8 protein-coding genes and 1 pseudogene are annotated in these 12348 nt (G+C 52.4%); 3 read left to right on the top strand and 6 right to left on the bottom strand.

What is annotated here, in order from left to right; genetic code table 11:
- Window positions 1–88: 88 nt before the first annotated feature.
- On the bottom strand, window positions 89–430 hold the full coding sequence (locus tag GEI7105_RS38990) for a transposase family protein (protein WP_071591988.1): 342 nt from the start codon (window positions 428–430) through the stop codon (window positions 89–91).
- 61 nt (window positions 431–491) lie between these two features.
- Between GEI7105_RS38990 and GEI7105_RS29620 the strand changes: the two are divergent.
- Window positions 492–1183, top strand: a pseudogene (locus GEI7105_RS29620) (transposase); the annotation flags it as partial.
- Window positions 1184–1440: 257 nt separating this feature from the next.
- On the opposite strand, the gene blaOXA reads toward GEI7105_RS29620, so the two are convergent.
- From blaOXA to GEI7105_RS0107955, 3 genes are all read right to left on the bottom strand, one after another.
- Window positions 1441–2301, bottom strand: coding sequence for a class D beta-lactamase (blaOXA, locus tag GEI7105_RS0107965; protein ID WP_017659946.1), 861 nt, complete (start codon window positions 2299–2301; stop codon window positions 1441–1443).
- 295 nt (window positions 2302–2596) lie between these two features.
- Window positions 2597–4774 carry a Tex family protein gene (locus GEI7105_RS0107960; RefSeq protein WP_017659945.1) on the bottom strand — a complete coding sequence of 726 codons (2178 nt, stop codon included), beginning with the start codon at window positions 4772–4774 and terminating at the stop codon, window positions 2597–2599.
- 31 nt (window positions 4775–4805) lie between these two features.
- A complete protein-coding gene (locus GEI7105_RS0107955; protein WP_017659944.1) occupies window positions 4806–5561 on the bottom strand; it encodes a pentapeptide repeat-containing protein in 756 nt (251 codons plus the stop codon).
- A gap of 749 nt (window positions 5562–6310) precedes the next feature.
- Between GEI7105_RS0107955 and GEI7105_RS0107950 the strand changes: the two genes are divergently transcribed.
- Together GEI7105_RS0107950 and GEI7105_RS0107945 are read left to right on the top strand one after the other, a co-directional pair.
- A complete protein-coding gene (locus tag GEI7105_RS0107950) occupies window positions 6311–7567 on the top strand; it encodes a pentapeptide repeat-containing protein (protein ID WP_017659943.1) in 1257 nt (418 codons plus the stop codon).
- Between the two features lie 12 nt (window positions 7568–7579).
- Window positions 7580–9025 (top strand): IS200/IS605 family accessory protein TnpB-related protein, encoded by a 1446-nt coding sequence (locus GEI7105_RS0107945; RefSeq protein WP_017659942.1) that lies wholly within the window; start codon window positions 7580–7582, stop codon window positions 9023–9025.
- Between the two features lie 197 nt (window positions 9026–9222).
- On the opposite strand, the gene GEI7105_RS33250 is transcribed toward GEI7105_RS0107945, so the two are convergent.
- Together GEI7105_RS33250 and GEI7105_RS29610 are read right to left on the bottom strand one after the other, a co-directional pair.
- Entirely contained in the window at window positions 9223–11397 is a 2175-nt protein-coding gene (locus tag GEI7105_RS33250) for a CHASE2 domain-containing protein (RefSeq protein WP_017659941.1), read from the bottom strand.
- Between the two features lie 20 nt (window positions 11398–11417).
- On the bottom strand, window positions 11418–12200 hold the full coding sequence (locus GEI7105_RS29610) for a DUF928 domain-containing protein (protein WP_017659940.1): 783 nt from the start codon (window positions 12198–12200) through the stop codon (window positions 11418–11420).
- Window positions 12201–12348 lie beyond the last annotated feature (148 nt).

Genomic DNA, 12348 nt, shown 5'->3' with positions numbered 1-12348 from the left:
ACAGTGCTGGTATCTTCGATAGTTTTTTCTTACTCTACAATGTAGAGACTGGTGAGGCTTGTCTTCAAGCTAGCTATGCTTATGGTATCTAGGCTTGACTTTGAAGTCGAGTGGATCTCCTGAGTTTGTGGGTAGTGATGAGGAGTAATGCTATTTGGATTCTTAAATCCCTCCGTGGCAAGAATTCTGACCGAACAGCATCATTAGAGTGCAGCACTACCTGCAAATATACGAGTTGACCCGAAATGGGCAAGTCTCGAACTCTAACGGTTCGTGTTTGGTTAAGTTCGCCCGTCTTTTTGCCACAATGAGGACAGGCAACTTCCTCTTCTCTAAAGCCTAGCTGCAAAAATATTGCTTCGCGTTCCCTGACCACGCTTCTCACTCTTACTTTGGGTAAGTTGATTAAGTCTTCTACAAAAAAGTTCATCTTTAGATCCGCCTGCATTTGTTTTCTATTATACTATTATCACCTCAAACTCCGAAGACCCCTCATGGATGCCGGCTATGGTAACAACACAAATTTTTTAAAGGGACTCGAATCTCGCCGACTGAAGTATCTAGGAGCCGTCGCCAAAAATCGGAAAATCTGGCTGAATCAATCGGGAGAAAATTGGCAAAAGATTCGCCTTGATGAATATGCCAAAAAGCTTACCAGAAGAGGACTTTACGCCAGTTTCTCTAAATTCAAACAAGCCCAAAAACCCTGTGGGTGGCGACGGGTACGGCAGAGCTGTCACGTCTACAAGGAGAAAGAACCTTTGCTATCGTCATGAATGCAAGTTCTTATGCGGACGCGACAGAAATTGATTATTTTATCACGAATGAAGACTCCGAAAAAGTGACTGCCGAATGGGTCGTGAACACTTACTCAGGGCGAAACTGGGTAGAAGTCTTCTATCGGGAAGCCAAAGGATGGTTGGGTTGGAGGGAATGCCAGGCGAGAGGTTTGAAGAGTTTACAGCGGCATTTAATTTTGGTATTTTGTGCCTACACTTTTATCCTTTGGCATAAGTTGACGGGCGGTTTACGAAGGAAGTGGGCGAACCAACCTTTGGAAACTTTTGTAGATGCTTTAGAGGCTTTTCGGACAGCCATGTCTTTTCGTTTTGTGGCATGGCTGAACGAGAATCGAGACCTGTTTGCCGCTCACAAAGCGCGTTTTGGCTTGGTTTGGGCTTGAAATTTGTTTAAGTACCGCTAAAAGACCTCGATCGAGACAGTCATGAAGATTGGAAGGGGTGCATCTCAAAAATGTAAATTCATCGAATTGGGCGCACTCAATTTCCAGATCCCCGGCATCTCCAAGATGCCGGGGATCTTATACCGGAAGTGCTAATCGGGAATTTTGCCACCCCAAACTGATGTTTTTGCAAAAGTGAGATGCACCCATTGGAAGATCGTCCCAACAGTAGTTTTAAACATCTTACGTCACCATCTTTATAGTAACTGAAGTGTTTCCAAGCAGCGACGAGTCAACTCAATTCTCGCTTGAAGGTCGTCATCATCTCGAATATCGATATTCGTTGCAAAAAAATAGACGTTATCGTTTTGCTCCACGTATCCCACATACCAACCGACATCAGTCTGACCGCTGCGTTCGAACGTCACCCAACCTGTTTTTGCACGAATCGTATACTCTGGTGTTTGCTCGACGATTGCAATGTCTTTTACGGTCGCCATAACCTCCTCAGAAAATGGCAGATCGTCGAGATACAAACGTTGCAAAAACTGAATTTGCTCTCGAGGCGTAATGCGTAAATCACCATCGAGCCAAAAACGATCGATCGCCTCAGCGTTTCCAATGTTTTGATTCCCGTAATCTGCTTGGGCGACCCACTCTCTCATGCGATCGTAACCGATCCGACGTGCTAACACCTGATAGAACCAAACCGCCGAAATACGAAAAGCAGTCCGCATATTAAGATCGCGGTTCCAAGCCGGAAAACTCCGCTCGACGCCATCCCAGGTTAAAATTGCCAGATCGTTGGCGATCGCGCGGGTTTCGAGTGCGACGAGCGAATTGAGAATTTTGAACGTCGAAGCAGGTAAAAACGGCGTCGCGTTGCGTTCGGGGTTATGTTGGTACGTGCGATCGCGATTGAAGTCGTATACCACGATCGAACCGTCTACCCCCAGCGTTTGAAACTGCGCTGAAAAGTCCACGTTCGTTTCATCTGAGGCGTTCGCGACGGGTTGAGAAGTGAACTCCACTCCCGACTCCGCCAATACCGGCCACGTTAAACTTACCATCAAACCTAACACGACCCAACTGCCGAATTTAAACCCGAGACAGCTCATACAAAAACCTCCTCGCTCGTTGTAACTGAAGAACAGCAGCCACTACAAACTCAGTAAGAGGTATTCCTGAAAGGGTGCATCTCAAAAATGCAAATTTATCAGATCGGAGTCTCTGCACTGAATCGATCTGTTTTTGGGTTTCGCGATCGCTACCCCCCTGGACGGCAGCGTTGCCGAAGTCCAACCTACTCCAGACTCATATTTTTACAAAAGTGAGATACACCCTTCCTGAAAACTTGTGAATTTTGGAGTATCAGCGCGTCCGGTAAGTGTCTGTTTCATCTCGACGATCGCTTCAATCGACGGCTTTTATCGACAAACTAATTCGCTTCAATTTCTCGTTAACCTCCAACACTTTGACTTTCACCACTTCCCCAACTTTGACCACTGTATTCGGGTCTTTCACGAAACGATTGGCGAGTTGGGAAATGTGAACTAAGCCGTCTTGATGAACGCCGATATCCACGAACGCCCCGAAGTTAGCAACGTTCGTGACCACCCCTTCTAATATTAGTCCTACTTTTAAATCGGAAAGTTCGTTAATTCCTTCTTTAAAAGTCGCATAAGTAAACTCGTCGCGGGGATCGCGTCCCGGTTTTTCCAATTCAGCTAAAATATCGCGCAGTGTCGGTTCGCCAACGCGGTCGGTGGTGTATTTCTTGAGATCGATCGCCTTCAACCGTTTGGCGATCGCTTCCGGTCGTTCTAACGATACTTCTAAATCTTGGGCGATCGTCTCCACGACCTTGTAACTTTCCGGGTGAACCGCCGTGTTATCCAACGGATTCTCGCCATCGCGAATTCGTAAAAATCCCGCTGATAACTCAAAGGCTTTCGGACCCAATTTCGGCACTTTCAATAGTTGGCGGCGGTTGGTAAACGCGCCGTTTTTATCGCGATACGCCACAATATTGTTCGCTACCGACGCCGACAATCCCGACACCGACGTTAACAAGGCGTTGGAAGCGGTGTTGAGATCGACGCCGACGTAGTTCACGCAACTTTCGACGGTTTCGTCGAGTTTCTGTTTGAGTAACTTTTGGTCTACATCGTGTTGGTATTGTCCCACGCCGATGGATTTGGGATCGATTTTCACCAACTCCGCCAGGGGATCTTGTAACCGCCGTGCGATGCTAATCGCACCTCGTACCGTCACATCGAGATCGGGAAATTCCGCGATCGCCACCTCACTGGCTGAATACACCGACGCCCCCGACTCGTTCACCATCACCTTCACCGGGGAATTTTCCAACCCTTTCAGCACCTCGCCGACGAAGCGATCGGTTTCTCGGCTGGCGGTTCCGTTTCCGATCGCGATAAGTTCGATACGGTGGCGTCGAATCAACGCCGCGAGAGTTTTCGCCGCCGCTTCTCGTTTGGCTTGGGATTGGTGAGGGAAAATCGCTTGGTATTCGAGGAATTTTCCCGTATCGTCGAGGGCGGCGACTTTACATCCCGTGCGGAAGCCCGGATCGACTCCCAGCGTCGGTTTTCGCCCCGCCGGTGCAGCTAGTAACAACGCCCGCAGGTTGGCTTCAAAGGTTTTGACGGAGGCTTCGTCGGCTTGGGTTTTGACTTCGGCGAGAACGCCGTTGACGATCGAAGGTTTGAGGAGTCGCGTGTAAGCGTCTTTGACGAGATGTTGGTAAAACTGACGCAGCGATCGCTCGCGAGTCTGAATTATCCGCGATTCGAGATGGGCTAAAACGCGATCGTCGTCGGCGGTGAGTTTCACGTCTAAAATCCCTTCCCGTTCCCCGCGCAACAGGGCTAAAACGTTGTGAGGGGCGATTTTACGAACGGAAATTTGGTAATCGCGATAGGTTTCGTATTTGGTGGTTCCTTCGGGATAGTCTTTTTTAACGCGAGCGGTAAACATCCCGTCTTTGAGGAAGATGTCTCGCAGGTGCGATCGCAGTTCGGCGTCTTCGGAGACGGCTTCGGCGAGAATGTCCGACGCTCCGTTTAACGCGTCTTCAGCGGTGGCGATTTTTTGGTCTGGGTTGAGGTATTTTTCGGCTTCTGCGTACAGATCGATCTGGCGACTTTGGGGCGTATTGCAGGCTGCGATCGCCCTCGCCAGGGGATCTAAGCCCCGTTCTCGAGCGATCGTCGCGCGGGTGCGGCGTTTGGGGCGATAGGGAAGATAGAGATCTTCGAGTTCGGTTTTTTGAGAACACTCGAGAATCTTGTCGCGCAACTCGTCTGTCAGTTTTCCTTGGCGATCGATCTCCTCGAGAATCGTCGTTTTGCGATCGTCGAGTTCCTTTAAATACGTCGCGCGATCGAACAGTTCCCGCAACTGCACCTCTGTCATTTCCCCAGTGCGTTCCTTCCGATACCGGGCGATAAACGGAACCGTCGCCCCCTCGTTCCACAGTTCGAGGGCGTTTTGAACCTGGGAACGCGACAGGGACAATTCCTCGGCGAGACGGTTAGTAATATCGGGCGACAGAGATGGCAGTGCAGTCATGGACGAACGGACGAAAACAAACAGAACAGATTTACTCGTAAATTCTACCGTCTGGCAGCGTGACACCCGTTAAGTTCGCCCCCGTGAGTTTGACGAGGAGGCGGTTTCCCGTTCCCACCTTCGCCCCGGTTAAATCCGCCCCCGTCAGATCGGCACCGCTTAAATCGGCACCGATGAGGTTGGTATCTCGCAAGATAGCGTAACTGAGATCGGCTTCGAGGAGGTTGGCACGAAATAAGTTCGCTCCCCACAGGTTCGCCCCAGCCAGGTTGACGCGGTGCATGAAGGCGTCGCTGAGATTGGCTTCGACGAGATTCGCGCCTTCGAGGTTGCGCCCGGATAAGTCTTTTTCTCGCAAGTTCGCCCCGTGTAAATCGGCGTTACAGTAGTCGCGGGTGTGGGGGCGTCGGTAGCCGCGATGATGGTGGTGATGGTGATGGTGGTGGTGATGGTGGTGGTGATGGCGATCGTCGTCGTAATGGGGCGGCGGTTGAGGCGATTTCGGCGGCGAAGCGGACGATCGCGCTCCGTTCCGGTGTCCGTTTTGGCTGCCGTTTCGGTGTAGGGAACGCAGGCGATCGCGGGCGTTGTTGATCGATTTTAAGGTTTCTTGGGCTTTATGTTGGAGCCGCGAGTTATCCCCAGGAATGCGATCGGGATGCCAGACGAATGCCAAGTCTCTGTAGGCGCGATCGATCTCCTCGAGCGAAGCGCCCGGTTCTAGCCCCAACACTCGATAGTATTGCTCTAGATGTTCCATCGCCAGCGTCTCTTCTGGATTTGACATCCTCTCCCAGCAACCCTATCGGGTATGCAGGGAGATTCCCTGGTTCACACCAAGGATTTCCTGCTTCTCAACCTCTTGACTAGACTTGAACTCAGATAACTTCAAGTCCCCGCCAGAACGATTCCACAGGCTTTTTGTTTTACGTCCACTTGGTGCCCCCAAGCCGGACGGATCTGATTTTTGGTTTTGGGCTTTATGCTCTATACAGGAGGACACGGGTGGCGAACCGAGTTCGCCACCGTGAGATGTCCGTGTTGCCAGTGTCTTAACCGTTACTTCTGGGCTGCCTACTGGATGAGCTATCCGTATGTTTTCAGCGTGTTACCACCTTATCAATTATATTTGATGGCTCGTTTCGGCGCTATCCCCTTCTCTCGCTATCGCATTGTTCAGGGGACGCACCTCAACTCACCGCCGCTTCACCACCCCCTAACCGCTTCGCGGTATAGGCGGAGTACTGCGACGGATCTTGATAGAGCGATTATATCGAATCTGTAAATTTAACCCGCCCAGGCTGTTTGAGTTTCAGTCTGGGCGGGCATGGTTTTGTTATGAACTAGCCCTATTATGGGAACGGCGGCTAGTGACTTTAAACAGATGTGCTAAGCACTTTCTATAGGTTTAGACTACCGCAATACTACGGAAATATTTAATTAATTAAACTTTTCTTTAGATTTACACATACTCGTTTACATTTCCTACCCACGAGTATATCTCCCTAACCTCCCGATCGACAAATCCAACTGCTGATGAACCAGGAATCCAATACCGCTGCGTCGCCGCAGAAAAACGAGTCTACCGTAGAGCAGGCAGAGGTTTCGAGCCAAACGAGCCAGAGTCGGTCGGCATCTCCGACACCTTCCCCAGCGGCCGATGAAGTTGCCGTGCGATCGCAAACCTTATCATTCGTACAACGTTACCCGAGCGCCATTGTCTTAGGTTCGATCGTCATCGCGATCGTGGGACTCGCCTTCGACAGCCTCTGGTTAGCCTTGACGGGATCGCTCGCGAGTTTGCTGGTGTCGTTGGTGTTGTTGCTACCGAGTTGGACGAAACTTTGGACGCACCTCGTTCCAGAACCTTGGCGCAAACTCATTATCGCCATTTTGGGGTTACTCGCCGCCGCCACGGGACTGTTGATGCTGAGTACCTCCAACCAACAGGGAGCCCGCGCCATTCAAATCAACTGGGACGCCGTCGGCGCCCTCGGGGAAATCGTCGGGGCGTTAGGACAGATCGCGATCGCCATCCTCGCGGTATACGTAGCGTGGCAGCAGTACGTGATTTCGCGGGATCTGACGATTCAACAAAACCGCATCACCCAACAACAAACCATCGACGCTTATTTTCAAGGGGTTTCCGATTTAACCATCAACGACGAAGGATTGCTCGAAGACTGGCCCCAAGAACGCGCGATCGCCGAAGGACGTACCGCCGCCATTCTCAGCAGCGTCGATGCAGCCGGAAAAGCCAAAATTATACGATTTCTCTCCCAATCTCGATTGTTGACGCCGTTGAAGCGCGATCGTCGGTTGGGGCGTCCGATTCTCGACGGCACGGGCGGTTACGCCGAAGATCGCGCCTACGGAACCCGAGTCATCGATTTGGGGGTCATGTTGGCAGCGGCCAACTTAGAACACACCGATCTACGCTGGACCGATCTCAGCGACGCGAACATGGTACGAGCGAATTTGAGTCACAGCGATTTAGTCAAAGCGAACCTCGCGCGATCGATCTTGTACGAAGCCAATTTAGCCGGGGTGGATTTAAAAGGAACCCGTTTGTTTTACGGAACCGCCGAACGTGCCACGCCCCGCAGTCGCACCGATCCGCCGAACTATCAAACTGGAGAATACACGGGCGCAGTCGTCGAAGATGCCGATTTTACCGACGTACAGCGGATGTCCGACGCCCAGCGATACTACTGTTGCGCCTGGGGAGGCGAAAAAACCCGTAAAACCATTCCCGGTGGCTGCGAAGGAATTCCCAATCGTTTGGGAAGATGAAGACAGGGAAGATTGAACAAGATCGCGACGCACTCCCCCACCTCGCGGGACGCAGGTGGGGGTCAAGGAGCCGCACCACTCAAAGCCTTGAGTTATCATACCGTTATGGTAATCCAGAAACCTGGCCAGATCGTTCGCACCGATAAATGGAGTCTTAACCCCACAAAAGAACAGCGACGACTGTTTCACGAGACGGTTAAGGTCTATCGTCGTGTGTGTCGGCACTTGGTCGGAATTCTGTTTACCCATTGGTCTTCTCTGGCGGGGTTGTCCAGCCAAAAACGAGTACTGGCGGTTGAAAAACTGATTCACCAAACCGCACAGAATCCCCAACCTAAATATCCTCAGTTCGACTCGACCTTTTACAAGTTCCCCAGCTACTACCGAAGAGCCGCCATTGTCTTCGCCGCCGGCCAGGTGAGTAGCTACATGACCCGGTATCGGGAATGGCAGAGTGGCATTCGCCAACATCGCAAGGCCAAGCCACCCGTCCTGAATGCGAATACCGGATGCTATCCCACCTTGTACAAAGGTCAGTGCTACAAACTGCACGGGTACGATCGCATCGAAATCAAGGTATTTAACGGAACAGATTGGATTTGGACAACCGTTCAGATTACAGGTCTACGAGAACGGCATACGGTAGACAGCAACAAACTACTGTCACCCTCACTCATTTTTAATGAGGAGAAGAAGGTCTGTCACCTCTCAGTTCCGTTTGAGTGTCATCCACCCCAACGGGAGGTAGATGGCAATGTAGTGAGTGTTGACCTCGGTATTAACACCACCGCAACCGTTGCAGTCGTGAATTTTGACGGCACTGTAATCCATCGGGAGTTCGTTTACCCTGGAAGAGACATAGACTGTCGAGATAAGCGACTGAAATCGGTATCGAAACGAGCCAGTAAGACGATGGGAAAAGGTGGAAGTCTCCAGAAAGGCTTCTGCTCCCATACCTATCGGAAATGCCGTAACATCAACCGTCAAATCGGACAGATCGTCTCCAAGCGTATTGTCCAGATTGCCAGACAATTCAAAGCCGATGCCATCGTCTTTGAGAACCTGAAAGGATGGAAAGCTAAAGGTGGACGAAAACGGTCTAACCTGCGCCAGCGCTTTCATGGTTGGCTCAAAGGGATGATTCGAGATTTTACTGAAATGAAGTGGCAAGAGATTGGCGGTAAAGTCGTGGATGTCGTTGCCGCTTATACCTCAAAGCTGGCTTATGACGGGAGTGGAGTGGTGCGACGGGACTCCAAAAACTATACACTGGCCAAATTTTCTTCGGGCAAGCGATACAACGCAGACCTCAATGGGGCGCTGAACATTGCTGCCCGAGGCATCCTTAAGCTTACGTGCAGAAATGACCGTAAGGAACGCTCCAGCAAACGTTCTGGACGTTCGCCTAGAAGCTGGGCTTGTCTGTGTGATCTGTGGACTAGCACAGTTCCAGGTTAGCACCGACACCCCCACCTCGCGCCCTAGCAGGTGGGGTGAGCTTCATGAGTGGTAGGGTGCATGTTTATCAGTGAAGAGTGCAGAGGGCAGAGTGTAGAGTGGGAATTCCTCTTTAACTCTTCACTCTACACTCTTAACTCTTCCCTGAAAGAGGCGCACCGCCAACGTACACCGCCAACAGACTTGTTCCCCTTATTTCAAATCGTTTGCGCGACGGCACAGTTTCGACCTCGAGCTTTCGCTTCGTAAAGGGCGCGATCGGAGGCGGCGACGAGTAACTCTGGCAGACGAGCGAAAACGGGAATTTGAGTCGCGACCCCCAGACTCAAGGTAACGCGATCGCTCACGCGAGAGGTGGCATGGGGAATCGCGAGTTTCCAGACTTCCTCTCGAATTGCCCGCGCGACTTTTAGCGCTCCGTTGGCGTGCGTGTTGGGTAAAACGACCGCAAACTCCTCGCCGCCATAGCGAGCGACTAAATCTGCCGGACGTTTCACAGAGCGACGCATGGCCTGGGCGATTTGCTTCAAACACACATCTCCCGTGGGATGGCCGTAGGTGTCGTTAAAGCGCTTGAAATCATCGACATCGCACAAAATTAACGATAGGGGTTGTCGTTCGCGAGCCATTCGCTGCCATTCATGGTTTAAGTATTCGTCAAACCGTCGGCGGTTGGCGATTTGGGTCAAGCTGTCTGAGGTGGCGATGTGATGGAGCTGTCGGTTGGCCGTTTCGAGAGCGGCTTCAGCACGTTTGCGCTCAGTAATATCGTGGAGTATCGCTAACAAACACTCTTGTCCGCGTAGGTCGACCGTTTCAGTCGAAAACAGAGCGGTTCTTTTATCGCGGTTTTTCGTCCGAAACTTCAGTTCGTAGTTATTGGCAACTTCCCGACGGGTCAGGAGTGCGAGCAGTTCCAATCGCGATCGCCGACTGCCCCACAATTCGATCTCGTCAACCGCACGATCGACGATTTCTTCGCGGCTGTAGCCCGTGATTTTGAGAAAACTTTGGTTGACCTCGAGGTATTTCTCATCCTCTAACGAGACGATGGCGATCGGACTCGGACTGACGCGAAATATCTTGGCAAATTTTTCTTCGGAGCGCTGTAACTGTTCGGCCCGTTCGGCCACCTTTTGTTCGAGAGTTCGAGCGTACTCTTCTAACTGTCGGTGCGACAATCTTAGGTTTTTCCACAGTACGTAACTCGTTCCGGTTACGGCAGAGCCGGTAACGGCCAACAGCGGTGCGACGATGGGAACCCACCACCCCATGAGAAAAACCCCGTAGGAAACGGCTACCAGAATGCCGCCGAGTAGCAGGATACTGGCGGCCGTCCATCGTTTGCGGAGGCAGGTCGAACCTAAAGCCGCACTGCACCCCGACCAGCCTAAAATCCACAGCCATTCGAGGGGATCGGGCCAAACGCGAATCAGAGTACGACCGTCCAAGGCCGCACTCACGAGCTGACTGGCGATATGGGCGTGGATTTCGAGTCCGTAGAGGGCTGTAAAATCGTCGGTGCTGTAAGGATTGTAAAAGGCATCTTCGAGGCTCGAAGCCGTCGGTCCGATCAAGACAATGCGATCGCGCAGCAGGTCGGGAGGAATGCGGTTTTCGAGAATCTCTGTCATCGAGATCGTCTCGAAACTTCCCGAAGGACCGCGAAAATTCAATAAAATTTGATAGCCTCCGTCGTCGGCGCGGACGTAACCCCCATCGTTAGACTGAAAAGGTGTAAAGATCGCCTTTCCCAAACGATACTGCCGTTTTGCCATATCGAGCGTTTCTAAAGTAACGCCCTCTGCTTTCAGATAAGTTAACGCCAACTGCGCGCCAAAACTCAACCGCGTCGGGCGACCCTTGGGGCGAACGGCCAACAGGGCGCGGCGTATTTTGCCGTCGGCATCCGAGACGAGATCGGAAACGCCGACGCGATCGCGTTGACGGAGGAGTGGGGGAGCAGCAACGGCATTGCCGTTAACTTTTTCGATGCCGATGAGGTTCGGCGTCGTTTGTATCGTGTCGAGCCATTCTTCGTGTCCGGGGGGAACGGGCAAGTCGCGATACAGATCGAGACCGATCGCTCGCGGTTGCTGTTGTTTGATGTTGGCGATCGCGCGGGAGAGCTGGGCGTCAGATATCGGCCACTGTTGGAATTCGGCGATGTCAGCCTCGTTAATGCCCACGATGACGATACGGGAATCGACCGGCTCGAGGGAGCGCAAGCGGAAAAAGCGATCGAGGGCTGCCCACTCTAACAGTTGAAGCCCCCCGGTAAGATTGCACCCGATGACGACTGCCGCGACGCTCGGAGCGATGACGAGAACGTCTGCCCATTGCCGAACGGCTTGCTGGAGCGTTGACCACATGGCTGGGTTGTGTAGTGGGGTTAGGGGGTAGAGCGAGTTTTCAAGGGTTCTGTGGCGAGTTCTGCCAAACCGATCGACTCGATTAGGTGTTCCCATTCCCGACGCACGTTCGGGTCGTTGGGTCGAGCTTGTCGGAGTTCGGCCAAGATCGCGAGGGTATCGAACCATAGTCCCTCTGCGGCATAGGTCGCGGCGAGTGCGATCGACGCCTCTGTCTCGGGGAGAGCGAGGCTCGAGTCCGCTTCGATGCGTTCGACCCAACCGGCCACGGCCGGATCGTCGTAGCGAGCTTCTTCGCGACAGGTGACGGCGATCGTCCACTGGTATCGCCGACCGACTTCGAGGTCGGGGGCTTCGTCGGGAAACGCGAACTGATAAATCCCTGGAGTGTCGGCGACGGGCAGGTCGTCGTCGTAAAAGTACAGATTTCCGTCTTCGTCTTCGAGCTTCAAACGAACCGATCGCGCCTGGGTGGGCGGGAGGTAGGCAAAGAGAGCCGGACGAGCGTTGACGGTTAAGCCTTGGAGCGTTTCGGGAACGAGCAGCGTGAGAAAGCTGTTCCCGTTCGAGTCGGCTGTACCGGCAAAGCAATCTCGGTTGCCGCCGCTGCGATTTCCGCTCGGTTGGCCGCTTCCTGGGGGCGGCTCGAAGTTGACAATGGGGGTCGGTCTGCCAGTTGGGTCGCTCGAATCGGATGTGGGTTGCGATCGCACTGGGGTTCCACTGCTAACCACGATTGCGAGTTCTAGAATCGAGGCGATCGCCAACGTTATTCGAGGGCGGAGACCATCGAACCAAGTCATCACAAAGTCCTCTGGTAACTTGAAATTGTTCTGGGTTTTTGCTATTTCTAGAGGATACCGATTTCGGTATGCAAATGCGAAATTCTTGCATTATAAGTTTGTTTTCACGTTCATTGTCGCCCGATTGCTTCCTCGACAGAACGCTTGC

It is taken from the genome of Baaleninema simplex PCC 7105, from assembly GCF_000332355.1.
Lineage (GTDB): Bacteria > Cyanobacteriota > Cyanobacteriia > Cyanobacteriales > Geitlerinemataceae > Baaleninema > Baaleninema simplex.
This window is presented reverse-complemented; position numbering and strand designations above follow the sequence as displayed.